Below are 15,807 nucleotides of genomic sequence, written 5' to 3' on the forward strand. Positions count from 1 at the left end.
CTCTGAATCGCGAGCGAAGACTCACTTGTTCGGGTCCCGCACCGCACCCGTGTCGGCTGAGGTCGCCATCCGGGCGTACGCGCGCAGCGCCGCCGTGATCGGGCGCTCGCGCTCCTTCGGCTGCCACGGCCGCTCCGACGCTTCCATCTTGGACCGGCGCTCCGCCAGGATCTCGGCGTCGACCAGGAGCTCGAGGCGCCGCTCGTGGATGTCCAGCACGATGCGGTCGCCGTTCTCCACCAGGCCGATCAGACCGCCCGCCGCCGCCTCCGGGGAGATGTGGCCGACGGAGATGCCCGACGAACCGCCCGAGAAGCGTCCGTCCGTGATCAGCGCGCACTTCTTGCCCAGGCCCGAGCCCTTGAGGAACGCGGTGGGGTGCAGCATCTCCTGCATGCCCGGCCCGCCGGCGGGGCCCTCGTAGCGGATGACCAGCACCTCGCCCGGCTGGATCTCCTTCTTGAGGATCGCCGACACGGCCTCCTCCTGGCTCTCGAGCACCCGCGCCGGGCCCTCGAAGTGCCACAGGTCCTCGTCGATGCCGGCGGCCTTGATCACGGCACCGTTCTCGGCGAGGTTGCCGCGCAGGATCGCGAGGCCGCCGTCCTTCGTGTACGCGTGTTCGACGTCGCGGATGCAGCCGCCGGCGGCGTCGGTGTCGAGCGACGACCAGCGGTTCTCGGTCGAGAACGCCTTGGTCGTGCGCACCCCGCCCGGCGCCGCGTGGAACAGCTCCACCGCCTTCTCCGACGGAGACTCCGCGCGGATGTCCCACTCGTTCAGCCACGAGTCGAGGTCGGGGGAGTGGACCGAGTGGACGCCGGTGTTCAGCAGGCCACCGCGGTACAGCTCGCCCAGGATGGCGGGGATGCCGCCGGCGCGGTGGACGTCTTCCATGTGGTAGTCGGAGTTCGGTGCGACCTTCGACAGGCAGGGCACGCGGCGGCCGATGGCGTCGATGTCGCTGATGGTGAAGTCGACTTCGCCTTCCTGTGCGGCGGCGAGGATGTGCAGCACGGTGTTGGTCGAGCCGCCCATGGCCATGTCGAGCGCCATCGCGTTCTCGAAGGCCTCCCGGGTGGCGATCGAGCGGGGCAGGGCGGAGGCGTCGTCCTCGCCGTACCAGCGCTTGCACAGGTCGATGACCGTGCGCCCGGCGCCGGAGAACAGTTCGCGGCGCGCGGCGTGCGTGGCCAGCGTGGAGCCGTTGCCGGGCAGTGACAGGCCCAGCGCCTCGGTGAGGCAGTTCATGGAGTTCGCGGTGAACATGCCGGAGCACGACCCGCAGGTCGGGCAGGCCGAACGCTCGACCTCGGTCAGCCCGTCCTCGTCGACCTCGCTGCTCGCCGACGCGGCGATCGCGGTGATCAGGTCGGTCGGGGCCTGGGCGACGCCGCCGACGACCACGGCCTTGCCGGCTTCCATCGGCCCGCCGGAGACGAACACGGTGGGGATGTTGAGGCGCATGGCGGCGTTGAGCATGCCGGGTGTGATCTTGTCGCAGTTGGAGATGCAGACGAGGGCGTCGGCCTGGTGCGCGTTGACCATGTATTCCACGGAGTCCGCGATGATCTCGCGTGAGGGCAGCGAGTAGAGCATGCCCGAGTGGCCCATCGCGATGCCGTCGTCGACGGCGATCGTGTGGAACTCGCGTGCGATGCCGCCGGCTTCTTTCACGGCCTCGGCGACGATCTCGCCGAGGTCCTTGAGGTGGACGTGGCCGGGCACGAACTGGGTGTAGGAGTTGGCGATCGCGACGATCGGCTTGCCGAAGTCGCTGTCGGTCATCCCGGTCGCGCGCCAGAGCGAGCGCGCGCCCGCCGCGTTGCGGCCGTGGGTGGTGGTCCGGGAACGGAGGTGCGGCACGGCATTCTCCCAGGTCAGAAGGCTGGTCCAGGCGGAGTCACGAGACTGCTCCGCAAACTGGTCCTACCAATTCTACTCACTGGGTTCGGCCGCGGAACCGCCGGTCTCGGCGGGACCGGTGCCGGAAGCCTGCTCCGGGGCCTTCTCGGCCGGCTTCGCGGCGGCTTTTTCCGCGGCCGGCTTGAGCTCTTCGTCACTCAGCACACCCGAGGGGTCCTTGATCTTCCCCTCGCTCACGAGCGCGAGCACCGGAAGGTGGCGCGTCCGCACAGTGGGCAACGTGACCTGTGTGTCGTCGCCCAGCACGGCACGTACGCGCGCCCTGCCGGTGATGGCGAGCCCCTTCAGCGCCGACCACGGAAGGTCGCGCTTGCCGAACACCGTCCGCACGGCCAGGCCCTCGCGCGTCGCGACGGTACGCGTGCGCACGACGAAGACGAACAGCGCGATCGGGAAGATGTACAGCCATTGCAGCCCGTTGATCTCCCCGAGTGCGATCGGTGTCACACACACGGTCAGGAGCGCGATCGCCATGTACGCCGTGCTGGGGATCTTGAACACGGCCTTCCGGCCTTCGTCCGCGCGCTGGTCCTGCTCTTTTTCGGCCACCAATGAATGGTGCACCGCGTCTCCGGCGTGCTTGCGCCGGGGTCGCGAGGCCGCCCGCAGGGCAGTACTGGCGGTCCAGCATGCGGAACCGCCGTCTCGCAGAGTTGACACTCGCGCGGACGCCGGTCTAACGTCAGCGCCGTGACAACGCAGACCGGCCTCGTACTTCCTCAGCGCGTCGACGCTTAGGAAGAGTCCGCTGCGTCGACGCGCGACCCTCGTGCGACCTTACGGTCGGCGGGGGTTTTTTGTTGCGTAGAACCGGATTCCGACCGGCTGTACGGCCACAGACAACCCGAACGAGTGACACCGAGAACCCACGAGGCAGAACCGATGACCAGTGCCACGTCGCGCAGCGACGCGAAGCCCGGGCCGACCGCGCCCGGTGTCCCCGGAGCACGTCCGAAGCCGGCGCCGCCGGCGGGAACCCCGGTAAGGGTCACGGGCGCGCAGTCGCTCGTCCGCTCGCTCGAGGCCGTCGGCGCCGAAGTCGTCTTCGGCATTCCCGGGGGCACCATCCTCCCGGCGTACGACCCGCTGCTCGACTCCACCAAGGTCCGTCACGTCCTCGTCCGCCACGAGCAGGGCGCCGGCCACGCCGCCACCGGTTACGCCCAGGCGACCGGCAAGGTCGGCGTCTGCATGGCGACGTCGGGCCCGGGCGCCACGAACCTCGTCACCCCGCTGGCCGACGCCAACATGGACTCCGTGCCGGTCGTCGCCATCACGGGGCAGCAGTCGCGTGCGCTCATTGGCACCGACGCGTTCCAGGAAGCCGACATCTGCGGCATCACCATGCCGATCACCAAGCACAACTTCCTCGTCACCGATCCGGCGGAGATCCCGCGGACCATCGCCGAGGCGTTCCACCTCGCGATCACGGGCCGACCCGGCCCGGTGCTGGTGGACATTCCCAAGGACGTGCTGCAGGAGATGACCTCGTTCTCCTGGCCGCCGGAGATGCGCCTGCCGGGTTACCGCCCGACGCTGCGCCCGCACGGCAAGCAGGTGCGTGAAGCCGCGAAGCTCATCGCGAACGCGCGCCGGCCCGTCCTCTACGTCGGCGGCGGCGTGATCAAGGCCGAGGCGTCGCAGCAGCTGCTGGAGCTGGCCGAGCTGACCGGCATCCCGGTCGCCACCACGCTGATGGCGCGCGGCGCGTTCCCCGACTCGCACCCCCAGCACGTCGGCATGCCCGGCATGCACGGCTCCGTTGCCGCGGTCGCGTCGATGCAGCGGTCCGACCTGCTGATCGCCCTCGGCGCCCGCTTCGACGACCGCGTCACCGGCGCGACGTCGTCGTTCGCGCCCGACGCGAAGGTGATCCACGCCGACATCGACCCGGCCGAGATCTCCAAGAACCGCAAGGCGGACGTGCCGATCGTCGGCGACTGCAACGAGATCATCGGCGAGCTGATCGCCGCCGTGAAGGCCGAGTTCGAGCACGGGCAGCGGCCGGACCTCACCGACTGGTGGACGCAGGTCGACTCGTGGCGCGACACCTACCCGGCCGGCTACGAGTGGCCGGACGACGGTTCGCTGTCGCCGCAGTACGTCATCGAGCGCATCGGCGAGCTCGCCGGTCCCGACGCGGTCTTCACCGCGGGCGTCGGCCAGCACCAGATGTGGGCCGCGCAGTTCGTGAAGTACGAGAAGCCGCGTACGTGGATCAACTCCGGTGGCCTCGGCACCATGGGCTTCGCCGTCCCGGCGGCCATGGGCGCGCAGTTCGGCCTGCCCGACACGCAGGTGTGGGCGATCGACGGCGACGGCTGCTTCCAGATGACCAACCAGGAGCTCGCCACGTGCGCCATCGAGGGTGCGCCGATCAAGGTCGCCGTGATCAACAACGGCAACCTCGGCATGATCCGGCAGTGGCAGAGCCTCTTCTACTCGGAGCGGTACTCCAACAGCGACCTCGGTACCCACAAGCACCGCATCCCCGACTTCACGCTGCTGGCCGAGGCCCTCGGCTGCGCCGGGTTGCGCTGTGAGACCAAGGAGGACGTCGACGCGACGATCCGCCGCGCGATGGAGATCAACGACCGCCCCGTCGTGATCGATTTCGTCGTGGGGAAGGATGCCCAGGTGTGGCCGATGGTGGCCGCGGGCACCGGCAACGACGAAATCATGGCCGTCCGCGGCATCCGGCCGCTGTTCGACGACGACGAGGTTTCGCAGGAAGCCGTCGAGACCCTCGAAGCCGCCGAAGCCGCCGCGGAAGGAGAAGACCGATGACCGTCCACACGTTGAGCGTGCTGGTCGAGAACAAGCCCGGCGTGCTCGCCCGGGTGTCCGGCCTGTTCTCCCGCCGCGGATTCAACATCGAGTCCCTCGCAGTGGGCCCTACGGAAAACCCCGAGGTGTCCCGCATGACGATCGTGGTCGCCGTTGAAGAGCTACCGCTCGAACAGGTGACCAAACAGCTCAACAAGCTGGTCAACGTGATCAAGATCGTTGAGCTGGAACAGTCCAGCGCGGTGCAGCGTGAACTGCTGCTCGTGAAGGTCCGGGCCGACGCGACCGTGCGCAGCCAGGTCCTCGAGACCGTCCAGCTCTTCCGTGCCAAGGTGGTGGACGTGTCCCCGGAGGCGCTCACCGTCGAGGCGACCGGGACATCGGACAAGATCGGCGCACTTTTGCGCATGCTCGAGCCGTACGGCATCCGTGAGCTCGTGCAGTCCGGCATGGTCGCGGTGGGTCGCGGGGCCCGCTCGATCACCGCCACCTCGCCCCGCTGATTCTTGAGAAGTCGATTTTTCAGCAGTAACCCGAAAGGAAGCAGTACCCCCATGGCAGTGGAAATCTTCTACGACGACGACGCGGACCTCTCGATCATCCAGGGTCGCAAGGTCGCCGTGATCGGCTACGGCAGCCAGGGCCACGCCCACTCGCTGAGCCTGCGTGACTCCGGTGTCGACGTCCGCATCGGCCTGCCGGAGGGGTCGAAGTCGCGGGCGAAGGCCGAGGAGCAGGGCCTGCGCGTGCTGAACGTCGCCGAGGCGGCGGCCGAAGCCGACCTGATCATGATCCTCGCGCCGGACACGAAGCAGCGCTTCATCTACTCCGAGGACATCGCGCCGAACCTGAAGGACGGCGACGCGATCTTCTTCGGCCACGGCTTCAACATCCGCTACGACCTGATCAAGCCGCCGGGCAACGTCGACGTCGCCATGGTCGCCCCGAAGGGCCCGGGTCACCTCGTGCGCCGCCAGTTCGTGGACGGCAAGGGCGTGCCCTGCCTGATCGCGGTGGAGCAGGACGCGACCGGTGGCGCCCAGGCGCTGGCCCTGTCGTACGCGGCCGCCATCGGCGGTGCGCGCGCGGGCGTCATCAAGACGACGTTCACCGAGGAGACCGAGACCGACCTCTTCGGCGAGCAGGCCGTGCTCTGCGGTGGCGCGTCGGCGCTGGTGCAGACGGGCTTCGAGGTGCTGACCGAGGCCGGTTACGCCCCGGAGATCGCCTACTTCGAGGTGCTGCACGAGCTCAAGCTGATCGTCGACCTCATGTACGAGGGCGGCATCGCGCGCCAGCGTTACTCGATCTCCGACACGGCCGAGTACGGCGACCTCACCCGCGGCCCGCGCGTGATCTCGCCGGCGGTCAAGGAAGAGATGAAGAAGATCCTGGGCGAGATCCAGGACGGCACCTTCGCGCGCGAGTGGGTCGCCGAGGACGAGGCCGGGCGCCCGAACTTCATCAAGCTCGAGGAGCAGGGCAACCAGCACCCGATCGAGGAGACCGGCAAGAAGCTGCGGGCCCTCATGTCGTGGGTGGACCGGCCGATCACCGAGACCGCCTGATCGTCTTGTGATCTCCAGGAAAGGCCCCCTCGCCCGCAGGTGAGGGGGCCTTTTCGGTGGTTTCGCCGTTCAGCGGCGAGACCTGCCGTGGCGGGTCGATACGCTGGTGGCATGAGTGATCAGCCCGTCGACGACAAGGCGCACATCCGGCACGAGCTGGACCTCACCGACGCCCCTTGGATCAGGGCCGAGCCCGAAGGCGTCACGCTCGAGGACTGCGTGGAGTACGCGTTCGTGCCGCACACCGACGGCGTCACGTACGTCGCGATGCGCCAGTCGTCCAAACCGGACGGCGTGGTGCTCGTGTTCACGCCGTCGGAGTGGGACGCGTTCGTGAAGGGCGTCCGCGACGGCGAGTTCGATCTGCCCGAGGACCTCGAGGCTTAGGCGGTCACGTTGTCGACCAGCTCCTGGAGCCGGCCGGCCGCGGCCGCGAGCGCCGGGTGGTCGCCGTAGTCGCGCGACTCGACGATCTCCCCGTCGCGCACGCGCATCGCGAAGATGTTGTTGACGCGGAACGGCGTTGCGCCGAGTTGCCCCTCGTAGGCGAATTCGCCGATCAGCACCTCGGGGTCGGTGCCCTGGTAGGTGACGAGGTCGGTGGCCTGCATGCGGATGCCGATCTCGCCGGCCAGTGCGAAGTGCGTGCGCAGGTCTTCGCGGGACTTCAGTGCGGGCGCGCCCGGCAGGAACGGGTGGCGGACGTCGGTGACGTCGGCGTAGAGGTCGGGCAGCTCGGACCAGCGCTGGTCGGAAACGCCAAAGCAGAGCCGCTGGAACACGCCCAGCGGGCTCTTGCGGTCGGCGAGCCGCGCGGGCCGCGGCTGGACCGGGCCGGGTTCGTGGGGCGGGACCTGGGCGTACGCGTCGATGAGTCCGGCCGCCGCGCCCTGGACGGCGGCCATGCGCAGGTAGTCGTGGTAGTCGCGGCTGTGGACGATCAGCCCGTCGCGCACGCGCAACACCTGGATGTTCTCGGTCTCGGTCTTTTCGCCGCTGAGTGACGATTCCACCGTGTACCGGTACTCGGCGACGATCACCTCGGGATCCGTCGTCTCGTGGACGACGACGTCGCTCGCCGACAGCCGCAGCGTCGCCCCTAGTCCGCCCACGAACCGCTCGTGCACCGCTTCCCGCCCCTCGATGCGGCCGGGGACGGGGATCGCGGTGGGGTGCTCGACGACGGTGTTCTCCGCGTAGAGCCGGGAAAGCTCGTCGAACCGGCCGGCGGTGATGCCCTCGGAGAGCCGTTCGAAGACTTGTCGGGGTGTGGTCATGGGTGTCCTCCCAGTGGATGAAACGGAGTCCGTAGTCCGTCTCGTGTCGTCGACGATACGGACTACGGACTCCGCTTGTCTACCAGGCTTTCGCCAGCAGGTCGCGCGCGGCGGGGCTGTCGCACGCGTCGGCCCAGCCTTCGGGCGTGGAGCTCCAGAGGCCGTCGCGCGCGTCGAGGTCGGCGCCGGCCTCGACGAGGACCTCGATGACGTCGAGCCGGTTGTTCTGCGCCGCGAGGTGCAGGGCGGTGATGCCGACGCCGTGCCTCGGCCCGCCGAATGTCCCGACGCGGTTCACGTCCGCGCCCAGCTCCAGCAATGTCCGTACGGAGGCGACTTTGCCCTGCGCCGCGGCCCAGGTGAGGGCGGTGCCTCGGTAGACGTCGGCGTCCAGGTCGGCGCCGCGCTCGGCGAGGGTGCGCAGGGCTTCGGTGCGGTCGTTGCGCGCGGCCCAGCTGACGGCCTCGTCGAGGATCTCGCGGGGATCGTCGCCGGGGCGCCACGACGGGAAACCACTGTGGGGCCGGTAGAACTCACGGTGCGCACCCGCCGCCGGCGCGAGTGTCCCGTTCGGACGGACGAGCTCGTCCAGCAGCTCGGCGTCCCCGATACCCGCTGCGACGCGGAGGTTGCGAGGGGACCGCTCGCGCGTCGCCAGTTTTTCGGCCACGGCCTGGTTTCCCCAGAACAGCGCGACGACGAGAGGAGTCCCGCCGTCGCCGCGCGCCGACACGTCGAGGGGTGCGCCGGCGTCGAGCAGCAGGTCGGCGAGCAGCGGCAGATTGCTGTAAGCGGCCTGGTGCAACGGGGTCCAGCCGTGGGCGTTGCGCCGTGCGGGATCGGCGTCGCGTTCGAGCAGGACGCGCGAGAGCCGTTCGTCGCAGGTGGCGCCGGCCATGCAGAGGAGGTCGTTGCCGTTGGTGCCGCGCGCGTGGACGAGCTCGGGGAACTCGTCGACCACCGCCGCCAGCCCGTCGACGTCCCTCGCCTCCAGGAGGCGAAACGCCCTTGCGAACGGCTCACCACTGTCCGCCAACGCCGCGACGTGCTCACGCAACCCACGCCACGACCCGAACCCGTGCTCCTTGGCGACGACCGTCCGCGCGCCCTCGCGCGTCAACGGCTGCCGGTGACGCTCGAACGCCTCGCGCGCCCCGGCCGTCCCGTCCTCGGCGGACGCGAGCAGCCCGAGGGCGCGCTCGCTGTAGTACTCGGTGTCGGCGTGGTAGGCGTGCTGCAGATTCGGCCCGCCTTCGGTGACGCGCCGGACATACGCCTGCAACTTCGGCCAACTCGGAAACCCGTGCCCGCGCGCGACACGGAACTGCGCCTCGGACAACTTGATCGACTCCGCGCGCGCCAGCTCTTTCGCGCGTTTGCGCAGCTGGGCGAGATCGGGTTTTGCGGGCAACGTGGCCATGGGGGAGTCCTTCCTTCCCTCGGTTCGCCCGTGGTCCGCCGGCACCGGGCAGGGAAGAAGGCGCACACACCGCACTTCGACTTCGGGGGTGGGCTCGGCCCTTTCCGCGGACAGGACGCGGCCCTCACCGCGCTCCGCCACTGTACCGCCCGCTCACCCCGCTTTCGCCCCTCAACGGCGACGCCGCCGGCCGCCGGGCGTGGGCGTGGTGGGTGCTGGGGTGGGGAAGGGATGAAGGTCCCCTTCATGCCCTGCTGGGTCGCAGTGGGTGCCGAGCTGTGGATGAGGGTCCCGTTCACCGACGGTCGCGCTAGGAGCGCGCCGCGGAAGGAACGAAGGTCCCGTTTACCCACTGCTGGGTCACTGTGGGTGCCGAGCTGTGGATAAAGGTCCCCTTCATCGGCAGTTGGGCGAGGACCGCGCCCCGGAAGGGGTGAAGGTCCCCTTCACCCACTGCGGGGTCACCGTAGGTGCCGAACCGTGGATGAAGGGGACCTCATCTGCAGTAGGCCAGAACCGCGCCGCGGAAGGAGTGACGGTCCCCTTCACCTACCGCTGGGTCACTGTGCGTGTCGAGCCGCGGGCGAAGGTCCCCTTCATTGGCGGTCGCGCCAGGAGCGCGCCGCCGAAGGTATGACGGTCCTCTTCACGCCTTCGGCGACCGGTCGTGGGTGAGGAGCAGTCGGTGAAGGGGCCCTTCACCCATTGCTGCGGAGGCGGTGCGGCCGTTAAGCGACGAAGGGACCCTTCATCCCGCGCTCGACTGCAGTCGGTGTTCGGGGCGGCGTGAAGGTCCCCTTCATCCGGGGCGAGAACGTGTGAGGGGACCTTCATGCGCCCGGCGCGCCGGATCGCCGCCCGCGAAGGGACGAGGTCCCCTTCACCCGACCGAGAAGGCCTGAACGGGACCTTCACGCACCGGCACACCAGACCGCAGTGGCCACGAAGGGATGAAGGGACCCTTCACCCTTACCCCACCCCACAGTCCCCCGAACGAATGAACCTCCCCATCACCCACCCGACCACCACGACGTAATAAATCCCTTTCACCCCAATCGCCCCAAGCTCACCACTCCATCCCATCTCACCAGATGGAACGCGCAAAACCCCACCCACCGCACCCCGACCGCAACCACCCCGGCACCGTTTTCCTTGCCGCAAACCCAATCCCCACCCCGACGGCCCGTCGAGACCCCGACCCCGCTGACCGGCCCCGCGATGGAGTTTTCGGCGGATTACGAGCGAGTTAACAACGCGGGCAGCACCGGGGCCCCCAACCGGGCTAAACTCCCGCCCATCCGGGCACAACGGCGTGCGCCGTAGGAGAGCGTCCTCGATTTCGTGACCAGATAGTGGGAGCCGCATCGTGACCAAGCCCAGCAAACCCGTCGTCCTCATCGCGGAGAAGCTCGCGCCTTCCGTGCTGAGTGTGTTCGGTGACGAGGTAGAGGTCCGGCATGTGGACGGTACGGACCGTCCCGCGCTGTTCGAGGCGGTGAAGAGTGCCGACGCGCTCCTGGTGCGATCCGCCACGAAGGTCGACGCCGAGGTGCTCGGCCACACCACGCAGCTGAAGGTCGTCGCCCGCGCCGGCGTCGGGCTGGACAACGTCGAGGTGCCCGCCGCCACGGAGCGTGGCGTGCTGGTGGTCAACGCCCCGACGTCGAACATCGTCTCCGCGGCCGAGCACGCCGTGGCGCTGCTGCTGGCCGTCGCCCGCCGGGTGCCGGCCGCCGACCAGAGCCTGCGGGGCGGCGAGTGGAAGCGCAGCTCGTTCTCGGGCGTCGAGCTCAACGGCAAAACCATCGGTGTCGTCGGCCTCGGCAAGATCGGGCAGCTGTTCAGCCAGCGTCTCGCCGCGTTCGGCACGAAGCTGATCGCGTACGACCCCTACGTCTCGGCCGCCCGCGCCGCGCAGCTCGGCATCGAGCTCGTGCCGCTCGACGAGCTGCTGGCGCGCGCCGACGCGATCTCCATCCACCTGCCGAAGACGCCGGAGACCAAGGGTCTCATCGACGCCGAGGCGCTCAAGAAGACCAAGCCGGGCGTGATCATCGTCAACGCCGCGCGCGGTGGCCTGATCGTCGAGGAGGCGCTGGCCGACGCGATCCGCAGCGGCCACGTCGGCGGCGCTGGCATCGACGTGTTCGTCACCGAGCCCACCACGGCCAGCCCGCTGTTCGAGCTGCCCAACGTGGTCGTCACCCCGCACCTGGGCGCGTCCACCTCCGAGGCGCAGGACCGCGCGGGCACCGACGTCGCCCGTTCCGTGCTGCTGGCGCTGCGCGGCGACTTCGTGCCGGACGCGGTGAACGTCTCGGGCGGCGGCGCCGTCGGCGAGCACGTGCGGCCGTACCTGTCGCTCACGCAGAAGCTGGGCACGGTGCTCACGGCGCTGAGCCCGAAGGCGCCGACGTCGGTGACCGTCGAGGTCAAGGGCGAGCTGTCCAGTGAGGACACGTCGGTGCTGCAGCTCGCGGCGCTGCGCGGGGTGTTCGCCGGTGTCGTCGACGACCAGGTCACGTTCGTCAACGCGCCGCGGCTTGCGGAGGAGCTGGGCGTGCAGGTGGATCTCGTCACCGAGAGCGAGAGCCCGAAGTTCCGCAGCCTCGTCACGGTGCGTGCGGTCCACGCGGACGGCGCCGTGCTCACCGTCTCCGGTTCGGTGACGGGCAAGGACGAGGTCGAGAAGATCGTCGAGGTCAACGGGCGGCACTTCGACCTGCGCGCCGAGGGCAACGTGCTGCTGCTCGAGTACCCGGACCGCCCGGGCGTGATGGGCCGCGTCGGCACGCTGCTCGGCGAGGCCGGCATCAACATCGAGGCCGCGCAGATCAGCCAGACCACCGACGGGTCCGACGCCGTGATGCTGCTGCGCGTCGACCGCCACGTGGACAGCAACGTTCTCGAGCCGATCGGCGCCACCGTGGGTGCGCACACGATCCGCGCGGTGGACTTCAACTAGTCCCGCCTGTTTTTCGAAAGCCCCTTTCCCCGTCCGAGTGGCGGGGGAAGGGGCTTTCCTTTGTGGAGTCCACCCAGACGGGCAACATTCGTATAACGGAGCATTTTCGCCACGAAAGTAGGTGTATCGGGCAGCTAGGTTCTGTGCCGCGAGGCAGAACCACGCGCCGTGAGAGCACGGTGCGGCGCCGGTGCTCACCTGTCGGGGGTGGTTGATCGGGGAGCGCCAGGCAGGTTCGCGATCCAGGCCTCGAGTAAAGGGGTTGGGTACTCATGAGCAGATCCCGGTTGCCCGGGTGGGCTGCGCGTTCCACGGCTGCCGTGTCCGCGGTGGTCCTGGCCGCGGCCGTCTCCGCCGCGTCGGGCGCGTCCGCGCAGGGTGCGCCGCTCGCCGACCCGGTCGCGCCGGCCAAGGTCGCCGCCGCGGGGTTGCAGGGCAAGATCTCGCCGCGGCTGGACGCCGCGCGGGGCAAGATCACCGCGTTCGTGGAGCTGGCGAAGAAGCCGGCCGTCGACGCGTTCAACGCCGAGCAGGGCAAGGGCACCGGCAAGGAGAAGGCCAAGCAGGCCGCGCGCGCCGCGAAGGCGGACGTCGCCGCCGCGGTGGACTCCGTCGTCGGGCAGCTCAAGAAGGCCGACGCGGGCACGAAGCTGGTCACGCAGACGTCGAACGCCGTCGCGGGCGCCGTGGTGACGGCCGACGCGGCGAAGATCCGTGAGCTCGCGAAGCGTCCCGACGTCGTTTCGGTGCGCACGGTCGTGCCGAAGACGAAGAACAACGCCAGCGCCGAGCAGCTCACCAACACCCTCGCCAGCTGGCAGCAGACCGGCAAGTTCGGTGACGGCATCCGCGTCGGCGTCATCGACGACGGCATCGACTACACCCACGCCGACTTCGGCGGCCCGGGCACGCCGGCGGCCTACCAGGGAGTGGACCGGACCAAGCCGTCGCCGCTGTTCCCGAGCGCCAAGGTCGTGGGTGGTACGGACCTCGCCGGCGACGACTACGACGCCGAGGGCAAGACCGGCTCGCCGACGCCGAAGCCGGACCCCAACCCCATCGCGTGCGGCGAACACGGCACGCACGTGGCCGGCACCATCGCGGGCTTCGGCGTGAACGCCGACGGCACCACGTTCACCGGCAACTACAAGAAGCTGAACAAGAAGCAGCTCGACGCCATGCGCATCGGCCCGGGCACCGCGCCCAAGGCCCTGCTGTACGCGATCAAGGTGTTTGGCTGCACCGGCTCCACGAACATCACGTCGCAGGCGCTCGACTGGGCGCTCGACCCCGACGGCGACGGTGACTTCACCGACCACCTCGACATCGTCAACCTGTCGCTGGGCAGCGACTTCGGCGCGCCGGACGACCCCGACTCGCTGTTCGTGCGCAAGCTCGCCCAGAACGGCGTCCTGCCGGTCCTCGCGGCTGGCAACGGCGGCGACCTCAACGACGTCGCGGGCTCGCCGGGCAACACGCCCGAGGCCCTCACCGTCGCCAGCAGCCGCGACGCCGGCGAGCTGAAGGACGCCCTCGACGTCACGGCCCCGACGTCGGGGCAGCAGCCAGGCCAGTACAGCCAGGACTACACCGGCTACGACACGCTCGACCTCACCGCGCCCGTCGTGCCGATCTCCGCGGCCAACAACGCGGGCTGCGCCGCCTTCTCCGCCGAGGACAAGGCCAAGGTCGCGGGCAAGATCGCGTGGCTGGAGTGGGACGACAACGACGCCACCCGCGCCTGTGGTTCCGCCGCGCGCGCCAACAACGCGCAGGCCGCCGGGGCCAAGGGCGTGCTGCTTTCGTCCACTTTGGAGCACCCGGCCGCCGGCATCGCGGGCAACGCGGGTGTGCCGATGTTCCAGCTCACCGGCAAGGCCACCACGGCGTTGCGCTCGGGCTTGACCGCGGGCACGCTCTCGGTTCGCTTCTTCGGCGCCGGCCGGGCCAGCCTGCAGACCACGGACAAGACCATTGTGGACACCCCGAGCTCGTTCACCTCGCGTGGTGGCCGTGGTCCGTCGGTGAAGCCGGACGTCACGGCGCCCGGTGACACGATCACGTCGGCGTTCCGCGGCAGCGGCAACGGCCGGCTCTCCATCTCGGGCACGTCGATGGCCACCCCGCACACCGCGGGCATCACCGCGCTGGTCCGCCAGGCGCACCCCGACTGGAACGTCGAGGAGGTCAAGGCCGACGTCGTGGGCTCGGCCGCGCACGACATCACCGACGGCGCCGGCCACACCTACGCGCCGCAGCGCGTCGGGACCGGTCGCATCGACGCCAAGGCCGCGCTGGACAACCAGGTCCTCGCCTACGTGCAGGACGACCCGGGCGCTGTGAGCGTCACGTTCGGCACCGTCGAGGCGGCGGGACCGGTCACGCTCAAGAAGACGATCAAGGTCGTCAACAAGGGCACCGCGCCGGTGGAGTACGCGGTGGCGTACGAGGCCGTGAACTCGCTGCCCGGCGTGCAGTACACAGTGGACAAGAGCTCGGTGAAGCTCAACCCGCGCGGGGTCGCGACGGTGAAGGTGACGCTGAAGATCACCGACCCGAAGGCGCTGCGCAAGGTCATGGACCCGACCATGGAGGCCACGCAGGCCGGGCTCGCCCGCCAGTTCGTGGCCGACGCTTCGGGCCGCGTCGCGTTCACCCCGAAGAACGGCGCCACGGTGCCGCTGCGGGTGGCCGTGTACTCGGCGCCGAAACCGGTCTCGGCCATCACGACGCCGGCCGGCGTGCGCTTCGGCGGCAGCCAGACCCAGGCCGTGCTGAACCTGAATGGCAAGGGCATCGACCAGGGCACCGGCGCGCAGCGCTACCGCTCGCTGGTCAGCGTGCTGGAACTGCAGGCGGAGTCGGCGCAGCTGCCTGAGTGCGGCGAGGGCGTCTCGTCCGACTGCACGCTCAACGGCACCGCGAAGGGCGGCGACCTGCGCTACATCGGCGCGGCGTCGACGGCCCCGCTCGCCAAGGCGCAGGGCGAACCGGAGAACGCCATGCTCGCGTTCGGCCTCACCACCTGGGGCGACTTCGCGAACCTGGGCAGCAACACGATCCCGTTCGTCGACTTCGACACGACCGGCGACGGCACGCCGGACTTCGAGACCTTCGTGACGAAGGCGACGGGGACCGACGTGCTCCTGGCGGCCACGGTGTCGCTGACGCAGCCGGGCAACCCGACCGTGGACCTGCAGGCCGTCAACGGTCAGCTCGGCGACGTGGACACCAACGTGTTCGACACCAACGTGATCGTGCTGCCGGTCAGCATCGCCGCGCTGGGCATCGACCCGAACGAGGCGTCGCACCGGATCAGCTACACCGTCGGCACGGCGGGCTACTACGTCGCGCCGGGCAGCACCGACGGGCTGATCGACTTCGTCGGCACGCCGATCTCGTTCGACGCGCTGGCGCCGGCGTTCTCCGTGCAGGGTGGCGGTGACGCGGCCCTCGGCTACGTCGCCAAGCCCGGCACGCAGCTGGTGGTCAACCGCAACGCGGCGGCCGTCGCCGGCGACAAGCCGAAGGGCCTGCTGGCGATCGAGCACCACAACGCGGCCGGCTCGCGCGCGGATGTCGTGCGGATCGAGTCGGCGGTGACGCGGCCGTGAGGTGAGGCCCCGTCACCCGGCCAGACGGGGTGACGGGGTCCTCCGATCGGGGAAGGCGTGTCTCGCCGGCCAAGTTCCCCGAATAGCGGTGATAGGGGGCTTTCCGGGTCGTTGTGACCCGGGAGGCCCCCTTTGTCTTTCACCCGTTCAGGTGTCTCACCCTGCGGGAGGATGCGGCATAAGGGTGGTGCGGCTACGGCGTCTTGTCTACGGCCGGTAACCTTCCGCTGCTGGCGTTTTCTTGCGGATG

General features: G+C 69.6%; 10 protein-coding genes. 6 read left to right on the forward strand and 4 right to left on the reverse strand.

Going from position 1 to position 15,807, the window contains the following annotated elements:
• Positions 1–21: 21 nt before the first annotated feature.
• The gene (gene ilvD, locus AB0878_RS12770; protein WP_366579319.1) at positions 22–1,866 is read right to left on the reverse strand and encodes a dihydroxy-acid dehydratase; all 1,845 of its coding nucleotides are present in this window, start codon (positions 1,864–1,866) and stop codon (positions 22–24) included.
• A 72-nt stretch (positions 1,867–1,938) separates the two neighbouring features.
• Entirely contained in the window at positions 1,939–2,475 is a 537-nt protein-coding gene (locus tag AB0878_RS12775) for a PH domain-containing protein (RefSeq protein WP_366579321.1), read from the reverse strand.
• A gap of 333 nt (positions 2,476–2,808) precedes the next feature.
• On the opposite strand from AB0878_RS12775, the gene AB0878_RS12780 reads away from it, so the two are divergent.
• The 4 genes from AB0878_RS12780 (at position 2,809) to AB0878_RS12795 (ending at position 6,668) form a co-directional block, all read left to right on the forward strand.
• Positions 2,809–4,713 (forward strand): acetolactate synthase large subunit, encoded by a 1,905-nt coding sequence (locus AB0878_RS12780; RefSeq protein ID WP_366579323.1) that lies wholly within the window; start codon positions 2,809–2,811, stop codon positions 4,711–4,713.
• Positions 4,710–5,216, forward strand: coding sequence for an acetolactate synthase small subunit (gene ilvN, locus AB0878_RS12785; protein ID WP_220237608.1), 507 nt, complete (start codon positions 4,710–4,712; stop codon positions 5,214–5,216). The genes AB0878_RS12780 and ilvN overlap by 4 nt, the downstream gene beginning before the upstream one ends.
• 51 nt (positions 5,217–5,267) lie before the next feature.
• Positions 5,268–6,281, forward strand: a complete 1,014-nt coding sequence (ilvC, locus tag AB0878_RS12790) for a ketol-acid reductoisomerase (protein WP_285969689.1) — start codon at positions 5,268–5,270, stop codon at positions 6,279–6,281.
• Positions 6,282–6,392: 111 nt separating this feature from the next.
• A complete protein-coding gene (locus AB0878_RS12795; protein WP_220237610.1) occupies positions 6,393–6,668 on the forward strand; it encodes a DUF397 domain-containing protein in 276 nt (91 codons plus the stop codon).
• Here AB0878_RS12795 and AB0878_RS12800 read toward each other — a convergent pair.
• Both AB0878_RS12800 and AB0878_RS12805 read right to left on the reverse strand, forming a co-directional pair.
• Entirely contained in the window at positions 6,665–7,558 is an 894-nt protein-coding gene (locus AB0878_RS12800; protein WP_366579326.1) for a nuclear transport factor 2 family protein, read from the reverse strand. The two genes, AB0878_RS12795 and AB0878_RS12800, sit on opposite strands and share 4 nt — an antisense overlap.
• A gap of 79 nt (positions 7,559–7,637) precedes the next feature.
• Positions 7,638–8,978 (reverse strand): ankyrin repeat domain-containing protein, encoded by a 1,341-nt coding sequence (locus AB0878_RS12805; RefSeq protein WP_366579328.1) that lies wholly within the window; start codon positions 8,976–8,978, stop codon positions 7,638–7,640.
• 1,366 nt (positions 8,979–10,344) lie between these two features.
• On the opposite strand from AB0878_RS12805, the gene serA reads away from it, so the two are divergent.
• Positions 10,345–11,943: a phosphoglycerate dehydrogenase gene (gene serA, locus AB0878_RS12810; protein ID WP_366579330.1), complete on the forward strand. Its 1,599-nt coding sequence runs from the start codon at positions 10,345–10,347 to the stop codon at positions 11,941–11,943.
• Positions 11,944–12,215: 272 nt separating this feature from the next.
• On the forward strand, positions 12,216–15,557 hold the full coding sequence (locus tag AB0878_RS12815) for a S8 family serine peptidase (protein ID WP_366579332.1): 3,342 nt from the start codon (positions 12,216–12,218) through the stop codon (positions 15,555–15,557).
• The last annotated feature ends 250 nt before the right edge of the window (positions 15,558–15,807 follow it).

The organism is Amycolatopsis sp. NPDC047767 (assembly GCF_040704195.1).
Classification (GTDB): Bacteria; Actinomycetota; Actinomycetes; order Mycobacteriales; family Pseudonocardiaceae; genus Amycolatopsis.